General features: G+C 73.5%; 25 protein-coding genes, 1 tRNA gene and 1 pseudogene. 9 read left to right on the forward strand and 18 right to left on the reverse strand.

The window, feature by feature from the left end:
- Positions 1-100 precede the first annotated feature (100 nt).
- The gene (gene gndA, locus AC3CCI_RS03355; RefSeq protein WP_354593624.1) at positions 101-1,558 is read left to right on the forward strand and encodes an NADP-dependent phosphogluconate dehydrogenase; all 1,458 of its coding nucleotides are present in this window, start codon (positions 101-103) and stop codon (positions 1,556-1,558) included.
- Between the two features lie 911 nt (positions 1,559-2,469).
- Here gndA and AC3CCI_RS03360 read toward each other — a convergent pair.
- The 4 genes from AC3CCI_RS03360 to AC3CCI_RS03375 form a co-directional block, all read right to left on the reverse strand.
- Positions 2,470-3,447, reverse strand: a complete 978-nt coding sequence (locus AC3CCI_RS03360; RefSeq protein WP_354593625.1) for a ribose-phosphate diphosphokinase — start codon at positions 3,445-3,447, stop codon at positions 2,470-2,472.
- 41 nt (positions 3,448-3,488) lie between these two features.
- Positions 3,489-4,922: a bifunctional UDP-N-acetylglucosamine diphosphorylase/glucosamine-1-phosphate N-acetyltransferase GlmU gene (glmU, locus tag AC3CCI_RS03365; protein WP_488628097.1), complete on the reverse strand. Its 1,434-nt coding sequence runs from the start codon at positions 4,920-4,922 to the stop codon at positions 3,489-3,491.
- A gap of 125 nt (positions 4,923-5,047) precedes the next feature.
- The gene (locus AC3CCI_RS03370) at positions 5,048-5,536 is read right to left on the reverse strand and encodes a DUF4126 family protein (protein ID WP_354593627.1); all 489 of its coding nucleotides are present in this window, start codon (positions 5,534-5,536) and stop codon (positions 5,048-5,050) included.
- A gap of 91 nt (positions 5,537-5,627) precedes the next feature.
- A tRNA-Gln gene (locus AC3CCI_RS03375) sits at positions 5,628-5,699 on the reverse strand.
- Between the two features lie 127 nt (positions 5,700-5,826).
- On the opposite strand from AC3CCI_RS03375, the gene AC3CCI_RS03380 reads away from it, so the two are divergent.
- Entirely contained in the window at positions 5,827-6,321 is a 495-nt protein-coding gene (locus AC3CCI_RS03380; RefSeq protein WP_488628098.1) for a MarR family winged helix-turn-helix transcriptional regulator, read from the forward strand.
- Positions 6,322-6,439: 118 nt separating this feature from the next.
- On the opposite strand, the gene AC3CCI_RS03385 is transcribed toward AC3CCI_RS03380, so the two are convergent.
- From AC3CCI_RS03385 to AC3CCI_RS03410, 6 genes and pseudogenes are all read right to left on the reverse strand, one after another.
- Positions 6,440-7,594 carry an ABC-F family ATP-binding cassette domain-containing protein gene (locus AC3CCI_RS03385; protein ID WP_488628654.1) on the reverse strand — a complete coding sequence of 385 codons (1,155 nt, stop codon included), beginning with the start codon at positions 7,592-7,594 and terminating at the stop codon, positions 6,440-6,442.
- Between the two features lie 191 nt (positions 7,595-7,785).
- A pseudogene (locus AC3CCI_RS03390) lies at positions 7,786-8,332 on the reverse strand (ATP-binding cassette domain-containing protein); the annotation flags it as partial.
- Positions 8,311-8,868, reverse strand: a complete 558-nt coding sequence (locus AC3CCI_RS03395) for a molybdenum cofactor biosynthesis protein MoaE (RefSeq protein ID WP_488628099.1) — start codon at positions 8,866-8,868, stop codon at positions 8,311-8,313. The gene AC3CCI_RS03395 and the pseudogene AC3CCI_RS03390, both read right to left, overlap by 22 nt.
- Positions 8,865-9,440, reverse strand: coding sequence for a MogA/MoaB family molybdenum cofactor biosynthesis protein (locus tag AC3CCI_RS03400; RefSeq protein WP_354593631.1), 576 nt, complete (start codon positions 9,438-9,440; stop codon positions 8,865-8,867). The genes AC3CCI_RS03395 and AC3CCI_RS03400 overlap by 4 nt, the downstream gene beginning before the upstream one ends.
- Positions 9,437-9,976, reverse strand: a complete 540-nt coding sequence (moaC, locus tag AC3CCI_RS03405) for a cyclic pyranopterin monophosphate synthase MoaC (protein WP_488628100.1) — start codon at positions 9,974-9,976, stop codon at positions 9,437-9,439. Before moaC ends, AC3CCI_RS03400 begins: the two co-directional genes overlap by 4 nt.
- Positions 9,973-11,250, reverse strand: a complete 1,278-nt coding sequence (locus AC3CCI_RS03410) for a molybdopterin molybdotransferase MoeA (RefSeq protein WP_488628101.1) — start codon at positions 11,248-11,250, stop codon at positions 9,973-9,975. Before AC3CCI_RS03410 ends, moaC begins: the two co-directional genes overlap by 4 nt.
- 38 nt (positions 11,251-11,288) lie before the next feature.
- Between AC3CCI_RS03410 and AC3CCI_RS03415 the strand changes: the two genes are divergently transcribed.
- Both AC3CCI_RS03415 and AC3CCI_RS03420 read left to right on the forward strand, forming a co-directional pair.
- On the forward strand, positions 11,289-12,203 hold the full coding sequence (locus tag AC3CCI_RS03415; RefSeq protein WP_488628102.1) for an MTAP family purine nucleoside phosphorylase: 915 nt from the start codon (positions 11,289-11,291) through the stop codon (positions 12,201-12,203).
- A 77-nt stretch (positions 12,204-12,280) separates the two neighbouring features.
- The gene (locus AC3CCI_RS03420) at positions 12,281-13,336 is read left to right on the forward strand and encodes an NAD-dependent epimerase/dehydratase family protein (protein WP_488628655.1); all 1,056 of its coding nucleotides are present in this window, start codon (positions 12,281-12,283) and stop codon (positions 13,334-13,336) included.
- A gap of 115 nt (positions 13,337-13,451) precedes the next feature.
- On the opposite strand, the gene AC3CCI_RS03425 is transcribed toward AC3CCI_RS03420, so the two are convergent.
- Entirely contained in the window at positions 13,452-13,871 is a 420-nt protein-coding gene (locus AC3CCI_RS03425) for a PIN domain-containing protein (protein ID WP_488628103.1), read from the reverse strand.
- Positions 13,868-14,182 carry a FitA-like ribbon-helix-helix domain-containing protein gene (locus tag AC3CCI_RS03430; RefSeq protein ID WP_354593636.1) on the reverse strand — a complete coding sequence of 105 codons (315 nt, stop codon included), beginning with the start codon at positions 14,180-14,182 and terminating at the stop codon, positions 13,868-13,870. The genes AC3CCI_RS03425 and AC3CCI_RS03430 overlap by 4 nt, the downstream gene beginning before the upstream one ends.
- A gap of 112 nt (positions 14,183-14,294) precedes the next feature.
- Here AC3CCI_RS03430 and AC3CCI_RS03435 point away from each other — a divergent pair, with 112 nt between their 5' ends.
- The 3 genes from AC3CCI_RS03435 to AC3CCI_RS03445 are packed head-to-tail and all read left to right on the forward strand — an operon-like array spanning position 14,295 to position 16,371.
- Entirely contained in the window at positions 14,295-14,963 is a 669-nt protein-coding gene (locus tag AC3CCI_RS03435) for a glycosyltransferase family 2 protein (RefSeq protein ID WP_354593637.1), read from the forward strand.
- On the forward strand, positions 14,960-15,664 hold the full coding sequence (locus tag AC3CCI_RS03440) for a TIGR04282 family arsenosugar biosynthesis glycosyltransferase (protein ID WP_488628104.1): 705 nt from the start codon (positions 14,960-14,962) through the stop codon (positions 15,662-15,664). The genes AC3CCI_RS03435 and AC3CCI_RS03440 overlap by 4 nt, the downstream gene beginning before the upstream one ends.
- A complete protein-coding gene (locus AC3CCI_RS03445) occupies positions 15,661-16,371 on the forward strand; it encodes a class I SAM-dependent methyltransferase (RefSeq protein WP_354593639.1) in 711 nt (236 codons plus the stop codon). Before AC3CCI_RS03440 ends, AC3CCI_RS03445 begins: the two co-directional genes overlap by 4 nt.
- On the opposite strand, the gene AC3CCI_RS03450 is transcribed toward AC3CCI_RS03445, so the two are convergent.
- Positions 16,320-16,826 (reverse strand): hypothetical protein, encoded by a 507-nt coding sequence (locus AC3CCI_RS03450; RefSeq protein ID WP_354593640.1) that lies wholly within the window; start codon positions 16,824-16,826, stop codon positions 16,320-16,322. The two genes, AC3CCI_RS03445 and AC3CCI_RS03450, sit on opposite strands and share 52 nt — an antisense overlap.
- The gene (locus tag AC3CCI_RS03455; protein WP_488628105.1) at positions 16,823-18,181 is read right to left on the reverse strand and encodes a molybdopterin-dependent oxidoreductase; all 1,359 of its coding nucleotides are present in this window, start codon (positions 18,179-18,181) and stop codon (positions 16,823-16,825) included. Before AC3CCI_RS03455 ends, AC3CCI_RS03450 begins: the two co-directional genes overlap by 4 nt.
- 66 nt (positions 18,182-18,247) lie before the next feature.
- Between AC3CCI_RS03455 and AC3CCI_RS03460 the strand changes: the two genes are divergently transcribed.
- Positions 18,248-19,705, forward strand: coding sequence for a glycosyltransferase 87 family protein (locus tag AC3CCI_RS03460; RefSeq protein WP_354593642.1), 1,458 nt, complete (start codon positions 18,248-18,250; stop codon positions 19,703-19,705).
- A gap of 67 nt (positions 19,706-19,772) precedes the next feature.
- On the opposite strand, the gene AC3CCI_RS03465 is transcribed toward AC3CCI_RS03460, so the two are convergent.
- The 4 genes from AC3CCI_RS03465 to AC3CCI_RS03480 all read right to left on the reverse strand — a co-directional run bounded on the left by AC3CCI_RS03465 (position 19,773) and on the right by AC3CCI_RS03480 (position 23,021).
- Complete coding sequence (locus tag AC3CCI_RS03465; RefSeq protein WP_488628106.1) at positions 19,773-20,846, reverse strand: sulfate/molybdate ABC transporter ATP-binding protein; 1,074 nt, start codon at positions 20,844-20,846, stop codon at positions 19,773-19,775.
- Positions 20,843-21,706 (reverse strand): ABC transporter permease, encoded by an 864-nt coding sequence (locus tag AC3CCI_RS03470; protein WP_488628656.1) that lies wholly within the window; start codon positions 21,704-21,706, stop codon positions 20,843-20,845. The genes AC3CCI_RS03465 and AC3CCI_RS03470 overlap by 4 nt, the downstream gene beginning before the upstream one ends.
- A 91-nt stretch (positions 21,707-21,797) precedes the next feature.
- Positions 21,798-22,613: a molybdate ABC transporter substrate-binding protein gene (modA, locus tag AC3CCI_RS03475; RefSeq protein ID WP_488628107.1), complete on the reverse strand. Its 816-nt coding sequence runs from the start codon at positions 22,611-22,613 to the stop codon at positions 21,798-21,800.
- A 3-nt stretch (positions 22,614-22,616) separates the two neighbouring features.
- On the reverse strand, positions 22,617-23,021 hold the full coding sequence (locus tag AC3CCI_RS03480) for a TOBE domain-containing protein (protein WP_488628108.1): 405 nt from the start codon (positions 23,019-23,021) through the stop codon (positions 22,617-22,619).
- 185 nt (positions 23,022-23,206) lie between these two features.
- Between AC3CCI_RS03480 and AC3CCI_RS03485 the strand changes: the two genes are divergently transcribed.
- Positions 23,207-23,620 carry a lactococcin 972 family bacteriocin gene (locus AC3CCI_RS03485; RefSeq protein WP_354593646.1) on the forward strand — a complete coding sequence of 138 codons (414 nt, stop codon included), beginning with the start codon at positions 23,207-23,209 and terminating at the stop codon, positions 23,618-23,620.
- Positions 23,621-23,650 lie beyond the last annotated feature (30 nt).

Raw genomic sequence — 23,650 nt, forward strand, 5'->3', positions numbered from 1 at the left:
GGTCTCCACGACCCTACCCACGACCTCCGAGGCACCACCTGGGCGACCCCCGGGCCGGGCGGCATATGGTCGGTCCGTTCCCTACCGACAAGGAGGCACCGTGGCTGAACACGGAGGACCACAGGCAAACATCGGAGTCGTCGGCCTGGCCGTCATGGGCTCGAACCTGGCACGCAACCTCGCCAGCCGCGAGGGCAACACCGTCGCGGTCTACAACCGCTCCCCCGAGCGCACCGACACCCTGATGGACGAGCACGGCGACGCCGGCTTCATCCCGTCGAAGTCGATCGAGGACTTCGCGGCCTCACTGCAGAAGCCGCGCACCGCGATCATCATGGTGCAGGCCGGCCGCGGCACCGACGCCGTGATCGACCAGCTCGCCGACGTGTTCGACGAGGGCGACATCATCGTCGACGGCGGCAACGCGAACTTCCAGGACACCCGCCGTCGCGAGGCGGCCCTGAAGGAGCGGGGTCTCAACTTCGTGGGCGCCGGCATCTCGGGCGGCGAGGAGGGCGCCCTGAAGGGCCCGTCCATCATGCCCGGCGGTTCGAAGGAGGCCTACGAGACCCTCGGCCCGATCCTGGCGTCGATCGCGGCGGTGGCCGAGGGCGAGCCCTGCGTGACGCACGTCGGCGCCGACGGTGCGGGCCACTTCGTCAAGATGATCCACAACGGCATCGAGTACGCCGACATGCAGTTGATCGCCGAGTCGTACGACCTGCTGCGCCGGGTCGGCGGCCACGAGCCCGCCGCCATCGCCTCGGTCTTCGAGAAGTGGAACGAGGGCGAGCTCGAGTCGTACCTGATCGAGATCACGGCCGAGGTGCTGCGGCAGACCGACGCCAAGACGGGCGGACCGCTCGTCGACTCGATCGTCGACCAGGCCGGCTCGAAGGGGACCGGCGTCTGGACCGTGCAGAACAGCGTCGGTCTGGGCGTGCCCGTCGGCGGCATCGCCGAGGCCGTCTTCGCCCGGGCTGTGTCGTCGAAGCCCACGCAGCGCGCGGCGGTGCAGGGGACCCTGCAGGGTCGACCCGAGGTGCAGGAGGCCGGCGAGGGCTTCGAGGACGACGTGCAGAAGGCGCTCTACGCCTCGAAGATCGTGGCCTACGCCCAGGGCTTCGACGCGATCATCGCCGGTGCCGACGAGTACGACTGGGACATCGACAAGGGCGCCATCGCCAAGATCTGGCGCGGCGGCTGCATCATCCGGGCGCAGTTCCTCAACCGCATCGTCGACGCCTACGAGAAGGACGCGTCGATCGCGACCCTGCTCGAGGACGACTACTTCGCGGCGGCCGTCCGCGACGGCGAGGACGCCTGGCGCCGCATCGTCGCCAAGGCGGCACTCTCGGGCATCCCCGTCCCCGGTTTCGCGTCGGCGCTGTCGTACTACGACTCGCTCGCGTCCGAACGCCTGCCCGCCTCGCTCATCCAGGGGCAGCGCGACTTCTTCGGCGCGCACACCTATCAGCGGGTCGGCGACGAGGGCACGTTCCACACCCTCTGGTCCGGGGACCGGTCCGAGATCGAGACGGAGCCCTCGACCCACTGAGGCACTCCCCCGGAGCGCTGTCGCGCCTCCGGGCCCTGACGGGCGCGCCCGTCGACGCGTCGCCCCTCGGCGGGCCGCGTCGGCGGGCGCGCCCGTTCGACGTCGGCCGCCGCGAATGATCGCACCGCCGACCCGCCCTGCCCGTGGTGTCGGCAACTCCGGAGAAGAACAGCCGGAACGGCCTGGAGGAAGCGCGGTGCAGCCGATCCCCTGGATTGCCGACCGTGCGCGGCGGGAACAGGGCCGACATGCGCAGACGGGCAGACGGGCAGACGGGCAGACGTTCGTACCCGCATCCCTCGCACCACCGAGCAACCCCGCACCTCACCTCGGGCAACTCAGGAAAACGGCACCCGCAACAGCCCCGAGGAGGCGCGGTGCAGCCGATCCCCTGAGTTGCCGACCGTGCGCGGCGCGAACAGGGGATCGACATCCGCAGACGGGCAGACATCCGTACCCGCACCCCTCGCACCACCGAGCAACCCCGCACCTCACCTCGGGCAACTCAGGAAAACGGCACCCGCAACAGCCCCGAGGAGGCACGGTGCAGCCGATCTCCTGAGTTGCCGACCGTGCGCGGCGCGAGCAGGGCCGACATGCGCAGACGGTGTTCACACGAGCACCCCTGACACTGCCGCCGGACCCGCCCGCCCCGTCGGCAAGTCAGGAGAACGGCACCCGTCGCAGCCCGGAGGAGGCGCGGTGCAGCCGATCTCCTGAGTTGCCGACCGCAGGCGCAGGGCGCGGGCAGGGGGTGCCGGGCACAGGGCGGCGGAGCAGCACGACGAGGTCAGTGCAGCTACAGGAGCGCGGCGAGGTCAGCGCGGCGGCGGCAGGGCGGCGGGAGCAGGTCAGCTTGGCAGGGGCAGCGCAGCGGGAGCAGCGCCGCGGCAGCAGGGCCGCTGGGGGGGCTAGGCGGCGCCGTCGAACATCGAGGTGACCGAGCCGTTGTCGAAGACCTCGTGGATGGCGCGCGCGATGAGCGGGGCGATCGGCAGGATCTCGAGCTTGTCGAACTTCTGGTGCTCGGTGAGCGGCAGCGTGTCGGTGACGACCACCGAGTCGATGAAGTCGCTGTTGAGGATCTCGGGGGCCGGGTCGCTGAACACCGCGTGGGTCGCGGCCACCACGACGCCGATCGCGCCGTTCGCCTTGAGGGCCTCGGCGGCCTTGACGATCGTGCGGCCGGTGTCGATGAGGTCGTCGACGAGCAGGCAGACGCGGCCCGACACGTCGCCGACGATCTCGTGCACGGTGACCTGGTTCGGCACGAGCGGGTCGCGGCGCTTGTGGATGATGGCCAGGGGGGCGTCGAGCTTCTCGCTCCAGATGTCGGCGACGCGGACGCGGCCCATGTCGGGCGAGACGACCGTCAGCGTCGTGTTGTCGAGCTTGGCGCGGAAGTGCTCGAGCAGCACCGGCATGGCGAAGAGGTGATCGACCGGGCCGTCGAAGAAGCCCTGGATCTGCGGGGCGTGCAGGTCGACGCTCATGATGCGGTGGGCGCCGGCGGCCTTGAAGAGGTCGGCGACGAGGCGGGCCGAGATGGGCTCGCGGCCGCGGCCCTTCTTGTCTTGCCGGGCGTACGGGTAGAACGGCGCCACGACGGTGATGCGCTTGGCCGATGCGCGCTTGAGCGCGTCGACCATGATGAGCTGCTCCATCAACCACTCGTTGATGGGGGCCGAGTGCGACTGGATGACGAACGCGTCGGAGCCGCGGACGCTCTCGTCGAACCGGGCGTAGAGCTCGCCGTTGGCGAAGGTGCGGGCGTCGGTCGGGATCAACTCGCTGCCGAGCTCGGCGGCGATCTGGTTGGCCAGTTCGGGGTGCGCACGCCCCGAGATCAAGACGAGTCGGTTCTCGCCGGTGATCTTGATTCCGGACACGTCACTCGCTCTCCGGCCCCGAGGGGCCAACCCGACCGGGTTCAGTCGGTCGTTCGTTCGGCGCGAGCGGCGGCCTCGGCAGCCGCCGAGCCGGGGCGGTTCGCCTCGACCCATCCGCTCGCATTGCGCTGTGGAGCGATGCTCAAGGCCAGGGCACCGGCCGGCACGTCCTTTCGGACGATGGTGCCGGCGCCTGTGTACGCTCCGTCGCCAATCCTAACGGGGGCGACGAAGACGTTGTGCGACCCGGTGCGGACGTGCGACCCGACCTCGGTGCGGTGCTTGGCCACCCCGTCGTAGTTGGCCGTGATGGTGCCGGCGCCGATGTTCGACCCCTCGCCGACCTCGGTGTCGCCGACGTAGCTGAGGTGGGGCACCTTCGACCCTTCGCCGATCTGGACGTTCTTCGTCTCGACGAAGGTGCCGATCTTGCCGTCGGCCGAGAGGAGCGTGTTCGGCCGGAGGTACGCGAACGGACCCACGGAGGCGCGGGCACCGATGACCGCGAGGGTCGCGTCGGTGCGCTTCACCGTCGCCCCCTCGCCCACCTCGGTGTCGACGAGGGTGGTGTCGGGGCCGACCACCGCGCCCGCGGCGACGTACGTCGCACCCCGCAGCTGCGTGCCGGGCAGCAGTTCGACGTCGGGGCTGAGCGAGACGTCGCGGTCGATCCAGGTGGTCTGCGGGTCGACGATCGAGACCCCTTCACGCTGCCAGTGCTCGACGATGCGGTCGTTGAGCCGGCGGGCGGCGGCGGCGAGCTGCACGCGGTCGTTGATGCCCTCGAGGCGCCAGGTCTCGTCGATCGCGCGGGCGGCGACGACCTCGCCGGCCGTGGTCAGCAGGCCCACCACGTCGGTGACGTACTTCTCGTTCTGGGCGTTGGCCGACCCGATGCGCGGCAGGTGGGTGCGCAGGGCGGCGACCGTGAACGCGTAGGTGCCCGAGTTGATCTCGCGCACGGCACGCTCGTCGTCGGTGGCGTCCTTGTGCTCGACGATGCGGTCGACGTCGCCCGAGTCGCGCCGGACGACCCGGCCGTACCCGGTGGCGTCGGGCAGCACGGCGCTGAGCAGGGTGGCCGAGGCGGACGCGGCGCGGTGCTGGTCGAGCAGGGCGGCGAGGGTCTCGTGGTCGAGGAAGGGCACGTCCGCGCTGACGACGACGACGTCGCCGGTGAACTCGGCGGGCAGCGCCTCCACGGCCTGTTCGACGGCGCGACCCGTGCCGGGCACGTCGTCCTGGTCGACGACGAGCGCGTGCGGGGCGGTGTCGAGGACGCTCGCCACGACGAGGTCGCGTTCGTGCCGCACCACGGTGACCAGGTGGTCGGGCTGCAGCGCGCCGGCGGTCTCGAGCACGTGCTGGATCAGCGGCAACCCGGCCAGCCGGTGCAGCACCTTCGGGGTCGAGGACTTCATGCGCGTGCCCTGCCCTGCGGCGAGGACGACGACGGCGAGCTGGCGTTCGGGCATGGTGCTCCTTGGTGAGGGGTGGCGCGTGAACTCCGCCGATCCTCCCACGAGGGGTGGCGCGACCGTGGGACACCGACCCGGCGTGGGAACGCCCGGGGGGACGTCTCGCCTGGGGACGAGACGACTCAGCGCGACCGGACGACCGCGACCGAGCCACCGACCGCGACGGCGTCCTCGACGAGCGCGACGACCACGTCGGGCAGGCCGGTCTTCTCGACGAGGGCCCCGCGGGCCCCGGCGAACAGCCAGCTGCCGGCGAGGGCACCGAGGGCACCCGCGACGGCACCGGCCACGGGCCGACCCCCGCGCCCCGTTCCGCCCATCGCGACGCCGGCCACGGCGCCCGAGACGACGCGCCCGACGAGGGGCCCGGGAGCGAGCCGGCTCGGCGTGGCGGGCAGCTTGTCGCCCACGAGCTCGCCGAGGCCGGCAGCCACGAAGGCGGCGCGACCGACCGGCGACCGGAACGCACGCCAGTGCTGCCACGAGCCGCGCGCCTCGTCGGCGCCCTGGTTCACGGCGAGCACGGCCAGGGGCGTCGCCGAACGTGAACCGCCGAGCGCGCCGAGCAGGGCGGCGCGGACGAGCGGCGGCAGGGAGGTGGTGGTCGACATGGCAGGGTCCTCGTCGTCGGGCGGACGCCGGGGCGCCACGGTCGGGGCGGGGCGGGGCCGTCGGAACGATCGTGACTCGAGACGGTCGGGGCTCCGCCACCAGGATTCGAACCTAGACCTAACAGCTCCAAAGGCTGTCGTGCTGCCGTTACACCATGGCGGACCGCGCGTGCGCGCCGCACCATTCTGCCAGACCGCGGCCGAGCCGCCGTGCCCCGAGGAGGCGCGGGCACGCCGGGTGCGGCACCGCGCCTCCCCCGTCCGGACCAGCCCTCGGGCATGATGGGCGGATGCCCGAGCAGGACGAGGTCGACCGGATCGTCGAGGCGTGGCGCCACGAGCGACCCGACCTCGACTTCGCGCCCCTGCACGTGCTCTCGCGCGTGGGACGACTGTCGAAGCACCTGGACCGCGCCCGACGCGAGGCGTTCCACGCCAGCGACCTCGAGTCGTGGGAGTTCGACGTGCTCTCGGCCCTCCGTCGGGCCGGCGATCCCTACCAGCTCAGCCCGAAGACGTTGCTGCAGCAGACCCTCGTCTCGAGCGGCGCGATGACCAACCGCATCGACCGGCTCGTGACCCGCGACCTGGTCGAGCGTCGCACCGACCCGAACGACGGCCGGGGCATCCTCGTCACGATGACCGGCGAGGGCCGCCGAGCGGTCGACGCCGCCATCGAACGACTCGTCACGGCCGAGGACGCGCTGCTCAGCGACCTCAGCGACGACGACCGTCGCCGCCTGGCCGACCTGCTGCGCACGCTCAGCCTGACGCTCGGCGGCTGACCGGACGCACCGCACCGCGTTCCGTGCATCACACCCGGACGAGACGGGGTGCCGTGAACGAGACGCGGTGCGGTGCGGACAGGCCGGGCAGGCCGGGCCGGCGAGCCGCACCCGAGCCCTACGCCAGCAGCTCGCTCAACTCGAGCCAGCGCACCTCGAGCTCGCCCGTCTTGTGGTCGAGCGCGGTGAGCTTCGCCTGCAGCGCAGCCAGGCCGTCGAAGTCGGACTGGTCGAACGAGGCGAACTGCGCCAGCAACGACTCGCGCTCGCCCGCCGCCTTGGCGAGCTTGCGGTCGATCGAGCCGAGCTCCTTCTCGGCGTTGCGCTTCTCGGCACCGGACAGCCCCGAGGCGGCGGCCGAGGCGGCCACCGACGCCGACGCCCCCTGGACGGCCGTCGGGCGGTCGGTCGCGCCTCCCTGGTTCTGGGTCGCCTCGCGACGCAGCTGGAGGTACTGGTCGACGCCGCCGGGCAGGTGGCGGAAGCGGCCCTCGAGCACGGCGTACTGCTGGTCGGTGACGCGCTCGAGCAGGTAGCGGTCGTGCGACACGACGAGCAGGGTGCCGGGCCAGCCGTCGAGGAGGTCCTCCATCGCGGCGAGCATGTCGGTGTCGAGGTCGTTGGTGGGCTCGTCGAGGATGAGCACGTTCGGCTCGTTCAACAGGATCAGCAAGAACTGCAGGCGACGCTTCTGCCCACCCGACAGGTCCTTGATCGGGGTCTGCAGCTGGGCGCTCGTGAACCCGAGGCGCTCGAGCAGCTGCCCCGGCGTCATCTCCTTGCCGCCGGTCACGTACGAGGTGCGCTGACGACCGATGACGTCGTTCACCCGCTCGTGTGCGACCTCGTGCAGGTCGGCGAGCTGCTGGTCGAGGATGGCGAACTTGACCGTCTTGCCCTGCTTGACCCGCCCCTCGGTCGGCGCGATCGCCCCGGTGACGACCTTCAGCAGCGTCGACTTGCCGGCACCGTTGACGCCGAGCACCCCGGTGCGCTCGCCCGGGGCGATGCGCCACTCGACGCCCTGCAGCACCCGCTTGTCGCCGAACGAGACGCCGACCTCGACGAGGTCGACGACGTCCTTGCCGAGCCGGGCGGTCGCCATCTGCGACAGCTGCACGGCGTCGCGGACGGGCGGTTCGTCGGCGATGAGCTCGTTGGCCGCGTCGATGCGGAACTTGGGCTTGGTCGACCGCGCCGGGGCACCGCGACGCAGCCAGGCGAGCTCTTTGCGCATGAGGTTCTGGCGCTTGGCCTCGGAGGCCGACGCCATGCGGTCGCGTTCGACGCGCTGCAGCACGTACGCCGCGTAGCCGCCCTCGAAGGGCTCGACGATGCCGTCGTGGACCTCCCACGTGTCGGTCGAGACCTCGTCGAGGAACCACCGGTCGTGTGTCACGACCACGAGCGCGCCCGAGTTCGTGGACCACCGGCGCGAGAGGTGCTGGGCCAGCCAGGCGACGCCCTCGACGTCGAGGTGGTTGGTGGGCTCGTCGAGGAACAGGACGTCCCAGTCGCCGACCAGCAGGGTGGCGAGGGCCACGCGCCGACGCTGGCCGCCCGAGAGGTCCTCGACCCGCGCCTCCCACGGGATGTCGGTGGCGAGCCCCGAGATGACGTCGCGGATGCGCGCGTCGCCGGCCCACTCGTGCTCGTCCCGGTCGCCCACGATGAGGCTGCCGACCGTGGAGCCCTCTGGCAGGACGTCGCGCTGGTCGAGCATGCCGATCGTGAGGCCACGGCGGGTCGTCACGCGACCGTCGTCGGGTTCGAGCCGGCCGGCGAGCACCGACATCAGCGTCGACTTGCCGTCGCCGTTGCGGCCGACGACCCCGATGCGGGAGCCTTCGTCGATGCCGAGGGTCACCCCGTCGAGGACGACCTTGGTCGGGAATTCGAGACGGAGGTTTTCAGCGCCGAGTAGATGAGCCACCCGAGAAGCGTAGACGGCACGGGCTGGGCGCCCGACCCGGCCGTGCGCGGCCGACGTCAGCCCAGCGACGCCACCCACTCGTCCGAGCCGTCGGTGAACTCCTGGCGCTTCCAGATGGGGGTGCGGGCCTTGACCTCGTCGACGAGCGCGGCGCAGGCCGCGAACGCCTCGGCGCGGTGGGCGGACGCCACGGCGCAGGCCAGGGCGACGTCGCCGACGACGAGGTCGCCGTACCGGTGCTCGACCGCGATCGCGACCTCGGGGTGCGCCTCGGCCACGCTCAGCGCGACCTCGCGGATCACGTCGGTCGCCGTCGGGTGCGCCTCGTAGTGCAGCGCCTCGACCCCACGCCCCTCGTCGTGGTCGCGGACGACCCCCTCGAACGTCACGACCGCCCCGGAGGCGCGGCTCGTCACGAGCGCGGAGCACTCGGCCACCGACACGGTCACGTCGACGACCCGGGCGAGCAGCACGCGATCGGCGGCCGGTGCGGGGTCGGCGGGTGTCGTCGCACCGGAGCCGGACCCACCGTCGGGCGCGGCGCCCGCGGCACCGCCGGAGGCACCGGCCTGGGGACCGCCGGGCAGGTGGGTCGGGTCGTCGTTCCAGGTCATGCTGCCCCTCCGGGGTCAGGGTGGCGGTTCTGGGCGTGGTCGACCCCGTGCAGCTGGTCGACCACGTGGTCGAGGACGTCGTCGAGCACGGCGAGCCCGTCGCGCACCCCGCCCCGCGAGCCGGGCAGGTTGACGACGAAGGTCGCGCCGGCGACCCCGGCGAGCCCCCTCGAGAGCACGGCCAGGGGCGTCGAGGCCGCACCGCGCCTCCTGAGCTCCTCGGCGATGCCGGGCAGCTCGCGGTCGAGCAGGGGCAGGGTCGTCTCGGGCGTGGCGTCGGTCGGCGAGACGCCCGTGCCGCCCGTGGTGACGACGGCGTCCACGCCCCACTCGAGTGCTGCCTCGAGCACGGCGCCGACGGGTTCGCCGTCGGCCACGACGACGGGGCCCTCGACCAGCCACCCACGTGCCACGAACCAGTCGCGGATCACCGGCCCGGTCGTGTCGTCGGCCGTGCCGGCGGCCGCCCGGGTCGAGGCCACGACGACGACGGCGCGGCGCCGGCCGGGCGCGTCCGTCGGGTGCGTGCCGGCCGCGGCGACGGGGCCCGGCTCGGACGTGGCGTCGCTCATCGAGACCAGTCCCCCGACTTGCCGCCCTGCTTGTCGAGCACCTTGATCTCGCCGATCACGGCGAGCGCGTCGACCGCCTTGATCATGTCGAACAGGGTCAGGGCCGCGACCGACGCGGCGGTGAGGGCCTCCATCTCGACCCCGGTGACGCCGCGGGTCGAGACGCGCGCGATCACGGTGACCTGCGCCTCGGTCGTCTCGAAGTCGACCGTGATCGCCCCGAGCGGCAGCGGATGACACAGCGGGATGAGGGTCGGGGTCTGCTTGGCGGCGAGGATGCCGGCGATGCGGGCGGTGCCGAGCGCCTCGCCCTTCGGCAGCGAGCCGTCGACCAGTCGCGCGATCACGTCGGGCCGGGTGGTCAGCACGGCCTGCGCCGTCGCGATCCGCTTCGTCTCGGACTTGCCGGTCACGTCGACCATGTGGGCGGTGCCGTCCGCCCGGACGTGCGAGAGCGGGGCGTCGGTCGCGGGCGTGGCGTCGGCGGGCGGGACGCCGGTCGAGGGCGGGGCGTCGGTCGCGGGCGTGTCGGTCATCGGTCGGCCTTCTCGTGGCGGGCGGGGTCGTCGAGCGCCCAGACCTCGACCTCGTCGCCCTCGTCGACGCGGTCGACGCCGACGGGGATCGAGACGAGCACGGTGGCCTCGGCGTGGGCCGCGAGCAGGTGCGAGCTCGGCCCACCGACGAGGTGGGCGCGGCCGTCGACGTCGACCCGCCCGCGACGCAGCTGGTGCTTGCCGACCGGTGAGTCGGCGGCGTGGGCCATGGGGACGGTCCACCGGGCGCGGGGCGTGCCGACGCCGGTGACGGCCTGCAGGGCGGGCCGGAGGAAGGCCTCGAACGACACGAGCGAGCTGACCGGGTTGCCGGGGAAGCACACGACGGGCAGGTCGCGGTCGTGGACGCGCACCGCACCCCAGCCCTGGGGCCCGCCGGGCTGCATCGCGACCGAGCCGAACGTGACGCCGACCCCCTCGAACGCGTCGCGGACGACCTCGTAGGCGCCAGCGCTCACCCCGCCGCTGGTCAGCACCAGGTCGACGGCGTCGGCGTGGCGGGCGACGACCGCGAGCAGGGCGGCCGCGTCGTCGGTCACCCGGGCGACCGTCACGTCGACGCCGACCTCGGCGAGCGCGGCGGCGAGCGTGGCCCCGTTCGCGTCGTGGATCTGGCCGGGCCCGAGCGGGGCACCGGGGGCGGCGAGCTCTTCGCCCGTCGAGACCAGCAGGAGGCGCGGGCGGCTGCGCACCTCGACCGCGTCGATGCCGGAGGCGGCGAGCACGCCCCACCGGGCGGGCGTCAGTCGCGTCCCGGCCGCGAAGAGCACCGACCCCGCGCCGACGTCGCTGCCCGCGGCTCGGACGAAGGCGCCGGAGGCCACGCCGGCGGGCACCTCGACGACGGCGTCGACGCCGGCGGGCGGGAACGCGTCGGGCGTGACCTTCTCGATCGGCACGATCGCGTCGGCGCCGTCGGGCACGGCGGCACCGGTCATGATCGGGGCCGCGGTGCCCGGCACCAGGTCGGGGGCGGCCCGGCCGGCCGGGATGCGCTCGGCGACCCGGAGCGCGGTTGGCCCGGTCGCGTCGAGCCCCGGGGTCGAGACGGCGTAGCCGTCCATCTGCGAGTTGGCGAAGGGCGGCAGGTCGATCGGGGCGACGACGTCGGCCGCGAGCACGCGGTCGCGGTAGCGGTCGGGCCGCGCGGCGAGCGCCTCGGGCGTGACGACGAGGGGCTCGACGGGGCGCGACCGGGCGGCGGCCTCGACGAGCGCCGTGACCTCGGCGAGGTGGGTCTCGATGGTGCGCACGCGGTTCCTCTCGGGCGATCGTCAGTAGCGTATCGGGGGTGACCGACCCCGTGACCGAGACCGACGTCCCCCAGCCCACCCGCGCCTCCTCGGGGCCACCGCCCGTCGACGTCGCCGTCATCGGCGGCTCGGGGCTCTACTCGCTGTTCTCCGAGGGCGAGGCGACCCGGCACGTCGTCGAGACGCCGTACGGCCCGACCTCGAGCGAGGTGACGATCGGCGAGCTGGGCGGCAAGCGCGTGGCGTTCCTCACCCGGCACGGCGCGGGCCACGCGGTCGCACCGCACCTGATCGACTACCGGGCGAACGTGTGGGCGCTGGCGTCCCTCGGCGCGAAGGCGATCGTGTCGTCGTCGGCGGTCGGCGGGGTCAGTCCTGACGTCGCCCCGGGCACGATGGTCGTCACCGACCAGTTCGTCGACCGCACCTGGGGCCGTCGCGACACCTTCTTCGACGTCGAGGGCCAGGTGCAGCACCTGATTGCCGCCGACCCGTTCGACCCGGTGCTGCGGGCCGCGGCGATCGAGGCCCTCGAGGCGCAGGGCGAGCCGTTCGCCCCGACCGGCACCTGCGTCGTGATCCAGGGGCCGCGGTTCTCGACCCGGGCCGAGTCGCTCTGGTTCCGGGCCGCGGGGGCGCACACGGTCAACATGACGATGTACCCCGAGATCCCGCTCACGCTCGAGCTCGGCATGGGGGCCGTCAACCTCTCGTACGTGACCGACAGCGACGCCGGCCTCGCCCCGGCCGAGGGCGACGCCCCCGACGCCGACGCCGTCAGCGCCTCGCTCGTCTTCGAGCGGCTCGCCGCCGCCCAGCCGCGCATCGTCGGGGCCATCGAGTCGATCGTCGCCGCGATGCCGGACGACTACGCCCCGCGCGAGCTGATGTCGCCCGAGGCGGTGGCCGAGGTGCTCGCCCGGCCCGTCTCGGGGCGGAGGGCCGCGCTGTGAGCGCCACCCGCGCCTCCTCGTCCCCCGCCACCGACGCGGCCGCGGCCGCGACCGCCGCCGAGTCCGCCGGCCCCGGCCTGCTGCTCGTCACGGGTGGTGCCGGCTTCATCGGCTCGGCGATCGTCGACCTCGCGCTCGAGCGCGGCTGGACGGTGCGCGTGCTCGACTCGTTGCGGCCGGACGTGCACGGCGGCGAGCCGACCGTCGACCCCCGCGTCGACTTCGTGCACGGCGACGTCCGCGACGCCGAGACCGTCGACCGGGCCCTCGTGGGCGTCGACGCGGTCTGCCACCAGGCGGCCAAGGTCGGACTCGGCGTGGACTTCCAGGACGCACCCGACTACGTGTCGTCCAACGAGCTCGGCACGGCCGTCGTGCTGGCGGCGATGGACCGGGCCGGCGTCGACCGGCTCGTCGTGGCGTCGTCGATGGTCGTCTACGGCGAGGGCAGCTACCGCACCTCGACCGGCGCGACCGAACGGCCGGCACCCCGCCGCATCGCCGACCTCGACGCGGGCGTCTTCGACCCGCGCGACGAGGCGGGCGAGCTGCTCGAACCGCAGCTGATCGGCGAAGAGGCCCCCCTCGACCCGCGCAACGTCTACGCGATCACCAAGCTGACCCAGGAGCACCTCTCGACCTCGTGGGCGCGCAGCACGGGCGGTCGCGCCGCGGCACTGCGGTACCACAACGTCTACGGCCCGGGCATGCCGCAGAACACCCCGTACGCGGGCGTGGCGTCGCTCTTCCGCTCGGCGCTCGAACGCGGCGAGGCGCCTCGGGTGTTCGAGGACGGGGCCCAGCGCCGCGACTTCGTGCACGTCCGCGACATCGCCTCGGCCAACCTCGCGGCCCTCGACTGGACGGCCGACCAGCCGGCCGACGCGTTCCGGGCCTTCAACGTCGGCAGCGGCACGGTGCACACGATCGGCGAGATGGCCGAGGCGCTGGCTCGCGAGGCCGGCGGGCCGGCACCCGTCGTCACGGGCGAGTACCGGGCGGGCGACGTGCGCCACGTCACGGCCTCGTCGGCCCGGCTGCAGGACGAGCTGGGCTGGCGACCGAGCGTGAGCTTCGAGCAGGGCATGCACGAGTTCGCCACGGCCCCGTTGCGCGCCGCCGTCGTCCGCTGACCGGAGGCGCTGACCCGGGCCGCCGACCCGAGCCGCCGACCGGAGGCGCTGACCCGAAGCGCTGACCGGGCAGGGCGTCCGACGTCCGGAGTGCCCGACGGCGGACGCCTCGAGGTCACCGGGCCCAGGGGTCGACGAGCTCGAGACCGAGGCCCTCGAAGTCTCTCGTGTTGCGCGTGGCCAGGGCGGCACCGCCGACGAGGGCGTGTGCCGCGATCATGGCGTCGGCCGTCGCGATCGGTCGACCGGCGGCCCTGCGCCGCGCCAGCACCGTCGCGTACTCGATCGCCGCGTGCGCGTCGAACGCCAGTACACGACCGTCGAACTGGTGCTCGAGGATGTCGATGACGCAGTCCTCGACGCGGTCACGGCGGTGGCCCCCGGGCATGGCCAGCAGCCCGGCCAACATCTCGGCACCGGTGACGACGCTCAGGTAGAGCCCGTCGAGCCGTTGCCGCTCGAACCATCTCACCACCTCGGGGCAGGGACGGGGACGCGCGAGTTCCGACACGACGTTCGTGTCGACGACGATCACCGGAACTCGGCCGATCGCGCCGGGGCCTGCGCCCGCCGATCGCGGTCGAGGCTCTCGACGAACTCGTCGTCGAGGAAGGAGCCCTTCTCCGCCAACCGGCGACGGAAGGCGTGGACCCAGTTCTCGGGCGTCGGTGCCGCCCCGACGGCCGCCACGGCCGACGGATCGTCGACCGGCCCCTCGGCCCCCCGGGCGAGTCGCGTCACCATCAGCCGCACCTCGGCCTCCATCGACCGCCCGTGGCTCGCACTCAGGGCCTTGAGCCCCTCGATCACCTCGGGGTCGAGACCCCGCACCGTCAACGTCGCCATCCTGGCCCCCTCCGATCACCGACGCTAGCAGAACGACAGCACTCCCCCCGTTCGGGGCGCGCATCGCCCGCTCCCATGACCTTCATGGGATCGCATCCGTATCGTCGGGAGGATGAGCAATCCCGTGGTCGACGTCGTGCTGCCCTGTCTCGACGAAGAAGGCGCGCTGCCGTGGGTGCTCGGGCGGCTGCCAGAGGGCTGGCACGCGATCGTCGTCGACAACGGGTCGACCGACGACTCCGCGCGCGTCGCGGCCGCGCACGGTGCGACCGTCGTGCAGGAGGCGCGGCGCGGCTTCGGCAGCGCGGCCCACGCCGGTCTCGAGGCGGCCACCGCGCCCTACGTCGCGTTCTGCGACGCCGACGCCTCGATGGACCCCGCCGACCTCGTCGCGCTCGCGGAGCCCGTGATGGCCGATGACGCCGACCTGGTGCTCGGCCGTCGGCGCCCGACCACCCGGGGTGCCTGGCCGGTGCATGCCCGCCTGGCGAACCTCGCCCTGTCGCGCCTGATGCGGCGGGCCAGCGGGGTCGCCCTGCACGACCTCGGCCCGATGCGCGTCGCCCGTCGCCAGGCCCTGCTCGACCTCGACCTGAAGGACCGCCGCAGCGGCTACCCGCTCGAGATGGTGCTGCGTGCATCCGAGGCCGGCTGGCGCATCGTCGAACGGGACGCCCCGTACTCGCCGCGCGTCGGGCGCAGCAAGGTGACCGGCACCATCCGCGGCACCTGGGTGGCCGTGAAGGACATGTCGCGCCTGCTGCGCGAGGCCGGCCGATGACCACCCTCGTCGTGATCGCCAAAGAGACGATCCCGGGCAAGGTGAAGACCCGGCTGCACCCGCCGCTCAGCCTCGAGCAGGCCGCCGACGTCGCGGCCGCGGCGATCCAGGACACCCTCGACGTGGCCCGCCGGCTGCCGGCGGCGCGACGCGTCCTGCTGTTCGACGGCAACCGCAGGCCCGACGGCTCCGAAGACTTCGACGTGATCCCTCAGATCGGTGGCGACCTCGACGCACGACTCGGCGCCCTGTTCGACGAGGTCGACGGCAAGACGGTGCTGATCGGCATGGACACCCCCCAGGTGACCGTCGAGGCACTCGCCCCGGTCTTCGACGCGTGGACCGACGACGTCGACGCCTGGTTCGGCCCGGCGAACGACGGCGGCTTCTGGGCCCTCGGCCTCGCCCGTCCGACCGGCGACCTGCTGCGGGGCGTGCCGATGTCGCGCGACGACACGGGCGCCCACCAGCTGCGCCGGCTCGCCGACGCCGGCCTCACCGTCCGCATGCTGCCCGAGCTCGTCGACGTCGACACCATCGACGACGCGCGCCTCGTCGCCCGCGCGGCGCCGGACAGCCGGTTCGCCTCCGCCCTGCGGCAGGCCGAGTCCACCGTCACCACCACGAACCCCACCCGCACGACCACCACGAACGGCGTCACCCGAACGACCGATCCCGCCACAGAAGGGGTCACTTCATGACCATCGCCCCCGAACAGCCCGCCACCTTCGGTTCAGGAGGCGCGGAGCCGTACGCGCGCGCCCTGCGTCACGAGGGGCTGCTGCAGCTCGTCCGGGCGGCCGGTGCCGTCGGCCGCCCCGCCTCGCCCCCCGCCGCCGGCGACCGCGACGCCGACGAACCGTTCGACGTGGCCCGCTGGAGCGCGGACGCCGACGCCGCCGACCTCACGACGCTCGACGCCGAGACGGGCCCGGTGCTCGACATCGGCTGCGGACCCGCCCGCATGGTGCGGGCCGCCGTCGACCGGGGCCTGACGGTGCTCGGGCTCGACGTCTCGCCGACGGCCGTGGCCATGGCCCGCGAGGCCGGCCTGCCCGTGGCCGCCGGCTCCGTCTTCGATCCGCTGCCCCGCGAGGGCGAGTGGAACCTCGCCCTGCTGCTCGACGGCAACGTCGGCATCGGCGGCGACCCGACGGCCCTGCTCACCCGCTGTGCCGAGATCCTGACCCCGACCGGGTCGGTCGTCGTCGAGACCGCTCCCGACGCCTCGCTGGACGACAGCTACGAGGCCCACGTGGTCGACGACCTGGGGCACGCCAGCGCGACCTTCCCCTGGGCCGAGGTCGGCCGCGAGGCCCTGCACCGCCACGCCCGACGCTCGGGCCTGCGGGTCGCTCAGACCTGGTCGGTCGCCGGACGCACCTTCTGCCGGCTGCGCGCCAGGTAGAGCGCCACCACCGCGGCGGCGACCACCGCGATCGCGAGCCAGAGCACCGCGAGGCGAACGCCGTAGTCGAACGGCAGCACCGTGTCGTTCTTCGGCCCCTTCATCTTCGCGACGATCTCGGGCACGACGACCAGCGAGAAGATCGCGCCGACGACGACGGCGCCCTGCACGATCCAGAGGACGGCCGGACGCACGCGCCGCCCCGTCCGTCGCACGACGAGCGACACCGCGGCCACGACCGGGGCGAGCACGGCGTCGTGCAGGACGACCGAACCGATCAACCAGACCACGAGGCCCCCGTAGCGGTTCGGGTTCACGGTGTCGGTGAGCACCCAGCCGCCGAAGCCGATCAGGGCGACGCCGAGGGCGACCAGCACACCGCGCACGACGCGGACGGCGCGCGACGTGCCCGCGCCTCCTGCACCCGCCGTCGTCGACGGGACGCGCGCGGTCACGAGAGCACCTCGATCGAGCTGAGCCACTTCGTCTGCAGGACGCCGGGTCGGCCCGGGGCGATCATGCGCGCCGGGTAGCCGTGGTCGATGCTGAGCGGCTCGCCGTTCAGCTCGAGGGCGACGAGGGTGCGGGGGTCGGAGGCGTACTCGGGGCCCATCTCGGTCACGCGGTAGCCGCCCTTCTTCTCGAGGCTCGTCAGTCGCAGGCGTCGGTCGGTCGGGGCGCCGGCCGCGGCCAGCAGGTCGACGAGGCGCACCCCGCGCCAGGCGCCGGTCTGGCTCCACCCCTCGACGCAGGCGATGGGCAGGCGTTCGTCGGCGCCGTCGAACCCGCGCAGCGCGTCGAGGGTGAACGCGGTGGCGACGCCGCCGACCACGACGTCGAGGCGCCAGTCGGGGTCCATCGCCGTCTCGAGCACCTGGGCGGCCGCGGCCGTCCGGTTGATCGGCAGGTCGTTCGGGCCGAGGCCGCGCTGCCGGGGCGCGAAGGCGTTGAGCGGCGCCAGGGGGGCGAACGACTGACCCGCGGTGAGGACGACGACCCCGCCGGTGGCGACCCCGGCGGCGGTGAAGAAGCCCCGACGCGACACCCGGGCACGGCCCGGTTCGCGGTCGACCTCGTGGGCGGTGTCGATCCAGCGCATGACGCGGCCGGTGAGGCCGCGGGCGGGGGCAGGAGGCGCGGCGTGCGGGTCGCGGTCGCGTCGCGTCGGGTCGGCGTCGCGCTCGGCACGGAACCGGGCGAGCTCGGCCGTGGCCTCGGTCTCGGCCACGAACGAGGCGCGGGCCGGGTCGAGCCCGGCCGACGGCTCGACGAAGCGCCCCTCGTCGTCGTAGCTGTCGCGCGCCCGCCAGTAGCGGGTGATGAGCGGCAGCTTGACGGCGATGTGGACGGCCAACGACCCGACGATGACGAACGACAGGGCGAAGTGCACCTGCTTGAACGGGAACGGCCAGGGGTAGTACTGGTACGTGTTGAGCAGCCCGGTGACGAGCTGCAGGATCGAGGTCGCGACGAAGAGGGCGATGGAGGCGCGCTCGAGGACGTCGACCGGGTGCCTGATCGGCGGGTGCTGGAAGAGCTGCGGGAAGACCGAGTGCAGCTTGGCGAGCAGCAGGGGGACGCACGCGATGCCGGCGGTGATGTGGACGCCCTGGCTGACCTGGTAGAGCCAGACCGGGCTCGTCGGGAAGCGCATCCACCCGAGCGGCTCTTGGAGGACGTGGCTGTAGAGGCCCGTCAGCAGGCAGACGACGAAGGCGAGGCCCAGGAGACGGCCGAAGACGGTCGCCGAGCGGGCGTTGCGCGTCGGTGACGAGACCGCTCGTCGCGCGTCGTGCAGGAGTCGTCTCATGGCTGCATCATTTCAGATATGCCGCGACTCGGGGACTGCACCGGCGGATTCCGCCACACTGGTCACGTGCGTACTGTGTTCGCGGCCGTTGCCGTCCTCGGATTGGCCGGGACGATCGCCTGGGGCGTCGTGAACGTCGGCTTCCTGATGAAAGAGCTGCGGACCGACTTCGTCGTCTGGACCGGCATCTGCTGGGCGCTCTTCGCCCTGGCCGTCGTGCTGTTGCGCCGGGTGCCCGTGCGACACGTCACCGCCCTGGTCGTCGCGGGCACGGCGCTCGTCGGGGGTGCGGGCCTGACCGGCGTGCCCAACACGAGCACCGACCCGGCGCGCTACGCCTGGGACGGCATCGTGCAGACGGCCGGCATCTCGCCGTACGAGTACACGCCCGACGCGGGTGAGCTCCGCGACCTGCGGCCGACGTGGCTCTTCCCCGAGTCGACGCCGTTCACGCGTGACGACGGCACGATCGGCGAGCGCTGCGGCGAGCCCGACCGCCAGGTGCACCGCGCCTACGACAGCCAGACCGGCGACGTCGTCTGCACCCTGATCAACCGGCCCGACGTGCCCACCATCTACCCGCCCCTCGCCGAGCTGTACTTCTGGGCCGTGTCGGCGGTCGTCGGGCCCGACGCGGGGTTCTTCCCGCTGCAGGCCACCGGCTTCGTGCTCGTGCTCGGCACGACCCTCGCCCTGCTGGCCACCCTGCGTCGTCGCGGACTCGACCCGCGGTGGGCGGCGCTCTGGGGCTGGTGCCCGCTGGTCGTCGGCGAAGGCATCACGAACTCGCACGTCGACCTCCTGGGCGCCGTGCTCGTCGTCGCCGCGTCGCTGCTCGTCGCCACCGGCCGACGCTGGCGGGGCGGCATCGCGCTCGGGGCCGCGATCGCGACCAAGCTCATCCCGGTGATCGCGGCGCCCGCCCTGCTGCGCGGGCAGCCCTGGAAGGTGATCGGCGCCTCCGTCGTCACGTTCGCCGTGCTCTACGTCCCGTACGTGGCCACGACGGGGTGGCAGGTGCTCGGGTACCTGCCGGGTTACCTGACCGAGGAGGGCTACGAGGACGGTTCGCGCTTCGTCTTCCTGTCGGCGTTCCTGCCCGAGGCCTGGACGACCCCCGCCGCCGTGCTGATCGTCGGGGTGACGGCCGTGCTGGTCTGGGTCAAGACCCCGTCGCACGACCCGTGGCTGGGGCAGCTCGTGATGATCGGCGTGACGCTCGTGGCCGTCAGCCCGCGGTACCCCTGGTACGCCCTGCTGCTCGTGCCGTTCGTCGCGCTGACCGGTCGCGTCGAGTGGCTGGCGATCCCGCTCGCGCTGCTCGTGCGGCAGCTCGAACCGGGCATGGCGCTGCAGCGCTCGTCGCTCGCCGCGGCCGTGCTGGTCATCCTGCTCGGGACGCTCTGGCGGGCCGGGCCCGGGTTCGCCGACCGCCTGCTCGACGGGCTCGACGGCGACCTGCGGCGGGTGCGCGCGCTCGCCGGGCGGAGGCGCGGGTCACCGCCGGCCGCGGAGCGCACCTGACGCCTCGGCGACGGGCGGCCGGGCCACGGGCGTCGGCGTGGCTCGCCGTCGAGCCGGGGGCCCGCCGTCAGAGGGGGTAGGCGACCGCGTCGTCGGCGTCGAACGAGAAACGGACCGGAGTGCCCGGCACGAGGTCGAGGGCGGCCACGACGCCGGGCAGGACGTCGGCCGAGACGTCGCCCGCCCGGACGCGGACGAGGTCGCCACGCGGTTCGAGGTCGGACACGACGACGTCGAGGACGTTCGAGCCGGGCGTCGGAGCGACCGGCGCGCCCGTCGTGACCCGCACGGCGGCGGGTCGGACCGCCACGGCGGCGGCAGTCCCGAACTCGAGGCGGGTCGCGACGTCGGAGGCGGGACGAGCGGACACGACCGACCCGTCGTCGAGGAGGACTCCCCCGCGGCGCGTCACCGTGCCGGTCACCAGGTTCAGGGCGGCGAGCCCGGCGGCGAACGGCGTGGTCGGGCGTTCGAGCACGGCCCGCGTGGGGCCGGCGTCGACGACCCGCCCGGCGTCGAGCACGACGACCCGGTCGGCCAGCGTGAAGGCGTCGAGGACGTCGTGCGTGACCACGATCGCCGTCCGATCGGCGAGCACGTCGCGCAGCGTGCGCCGCAGGGCGGGGGCGACCGACACGTCGAGGGCGGCCATCGGCTCGTCGAGCAGCAGCAGGTCGGGGTCGGCCGCCAGGGCGCGCGCGACGGCGATCCGCTGCGCCTGCCCGCCCGAGAGCTGCGTCGGCCGCCGGCCGGCGAGCGCCGTGGCGTCGACCCGGGCGAGCCAGTCGTCGGCCCGCCGGGTGGCCTCGCGGCGCGACAGGCCGGCGCTGCGCGGGCCGAACGCGACGTTGTCGCGGGCGCTGAGGTGCGGGAAGAGCAGGGCGTCCTGGGCGAGCAGCGCGACGCCGCGCTCGTGCGGACGCAGCGCGGGCCCTCGTCCCCGGCCGTCGACGTCGAACAGCACGCGGTCGCCGAGCCGGGCCGTGCCGCGGTCGGGACGCACGAGGCCGGCGACGAGGTCGAGCACCGTCGACTTGCCGGCGCCGTTCGGGCCGAGCACGGCCAGCGTCTCGCCCTCGGCCACCGTCAGCTCGACGTCGAAGCCGCGGGACCCGACGACCGCGGCGAACTCGAGGGTCACGACCCGCGCCTCCTCGTCGTCAGGGGGCTGCGGGCGGCGGATCGCGGCGCCTCGGGCCACGGTGCCCCGGCCCGCTCGGCCGCGCCACCCGGTGCGCCGACGCGGTGCGCGAGCGCGACCACGACGACGGCCAGGACGACGAGCACGAGCGACAACGCCACGGCCGCGTCGGGGTCGGTCTCGCGCTGGAGGTAGATCTCGAGGGGCAGGGTGCGCGTGACGCCTTGGAGCGACCCGGCGAAGGTCAGCGTGGCGCCGAACTCGCCGAGGGCCCGGGCGAACGACAGCACGGTCCCCGAGGCGAGCGCGGGCAGCACGAGCGGCAGGGTCACCCGGCGCAGCACGGTCGTTGGCGGGGCCCCGAGGGTCGCCGCGACGGCCTCGTAGCGCGTCCCCACGGTGCGCAGGGCACCCTCGAGGCTCAGCACCAGGAAGGGCAGGGCCACGAAGGCCTGGGCCAGCACGACCGCCGTCGTCGAGAACGCGATCGTCACGCCGAACGCGTCGAAGGCCCGACCGAGCAGGCCCCGGCGCCCGAACGTGTAGAGCAGCGCGATGCCGCCGACGACGGGCGGCAGCACGAGCGGCAACAGCACGAGCGAGCGCAGCACCTTCTGGCCCCAGAACTCGGTGCGGGCCAGCACCACGGCCAGGGGCACCCCGAGCACGACGCAGATCAGGGTCGCCGAGACCGACGTGCGCAGGCTCAACCAGAAGGCGTCGACCGACGACTCGGACGTGACGAGCGGGACGAAGTCGGGCCAGTCGACCCGCGACACCATGGCGACGAGGGGCAGCAGCACGAAGGCGGCGCCGAACGCGGCGACGACCACGACCCAGGCCGGGACGCTCGCGGGCAGGCCACGGCCCCGACGGAGGGACCGCCGCCCATCACCGTGCGGCGTCACCTCGGGCCGGGGCGTCCGTGCTCGGAGGGTCACGACGAGGTCGTCACGGTGCGCCGAAACCGGCGGCCCGCAGCACGCCCTGGCCGACCTCGCCCGTGACGAGGGCGACGAACGCCCGGGCGACCTCGGGGTCCGCCGCGTCGGCCACGGGGGCGATCGGGTACGTGTTGACGGCCTGGTCGGACTCGGCGAACGGGACGCCCTCGACGCTGTCGCCGGCCGCCTCGACGTCGGTCACGTAGACCAGTCCGGCGTCGGCCTCGCCCGAGGTGACCTTGCCCAGCACGTCGGTGACCGACGATTCTTCGCTGACGGGCGAGATCGTGACGCCGGCGGCCCGTTCGACCGCGACCGTGGCCGTGCCGCAGGGCACCTGGGGGGCGCAGACCACGGTCTTCACGTCGGGCTCCGCGAGGTCGGCGAGGCTCGTCACGCCCGCCGGATTCGACGGAGGCACGGCGATGGTGAGGACGTTGGTCGCGAAGTCCTCGGGTGCGGACGACTCGACGAGCCCGGCGTCGGTCAGCTTCGTCATGTTCTTCTCGTCCGCCGAGGCGAAGACGTCGGCGGGGGCGCCCTCGGTGATCTGCGTGACGAGGTCGGACGAGCCCGCGAAGGTGAGCTCGACCGTCGTGCCGGGGTTCGCCTCCTCGAAGTCGTCGGCCAGCTCGGTGAACGTGGTCTTCAGCGACGCAGCGGCGTAGACGGTGATCGACCCGTCGAGCGCCGAGCCGGAGGCGGTCGGGGTCGCGCTGGTCGCCGGGTCGACGGTCGCGCCCGAGCAGCCCGTCAGGGCGAGCGAGGTCGCCAGCGCGACGGTTCCGGCGAGCGTCGCGACGATCGTGGGGGGTCTTCTCACGGGTCAGGCCTTCCCGCCGGGGGTCTCGATGATGACGGTCGTGGCCTTCACGACGGCGACGGCCACCGAGCCGGGTTCGAGACCCATCTCGCGGACGGCCTCGCTGCTCATCAGCGAGACGATGCGGTGCGGGCCGCACTGCAGCTCGACCTGGGCCATCACCCGGTCGGCGGTGACCTCGGTGACGATTCCGACGAGCCGGTTGCGTGCCGAGCGACCGATCTCGGAGGGGTCGGCGGGCAGGACGGCGTTCTCGCGGGCGAGGCGCGCGAGCGACACGCCGTCGACGACGCCCCGGCCGGCCGCGTCCTTCTCGCTCGTGAGCAGGCCGAGGTCGACCCAGCGTCGGACGGTGTCGTCACTGACGCCGAGGAAGGCTGCGGCGTCCTTGATCCGTATCTGCGACATGGCGACCACCATAGCTCCGCAGGAGCGGTCTCGCATGCGTCACATGACAAGCGAGCCACTCGTGTTATCGGATATCGGTATCATGGATTCTGCATGCGAACAGTCGTATTGCAATGGTTCGTTTTTAATGCCATCGTCATGTGATCTTCCGACGGACGGACGATCATGACGAACGGAGAACGACCATGTCCACACCCCACCCCTCGCCTGTGCTCGGTCGCCTGTCGGTCGCGGCCGCGAGCCTCGCCGTCGCCGCGGTGGTCGGCGTCGGCATCGGCGTCGCGCCGGCCGCGGTGGCGGCCCCCGCACCGGCGGCTGCCTCCTCGGCCTCCGACGAGGCGGCCGCGTCGGGTTCGGCCCCGGCCGACGGCCCCTCGACCCGCGGCTCCGGGTACGTCGGGGGCGGGTACTGGCAGTACGGCGTCACGAACTCGACGGTGTACTCGAAGTACCAGCACGCCTCGCGTCAGCACAGCGCCACGGCCTGCGCGAGCCAGGGTCGCTGCCTCTCGTCGGGATGGAGGGCGCCGGGCTACCTCGCCGTCGCCACGCGCACCAAGAGCACCGGCGGCAACACCGCGTTCTGGAACGTCCGCTGAGCACGCGGCTCGCCGCCACAACCGTCCTCG

This window comes from Frigoribacterium sp. CF331, from assembly GCF_057787905.1.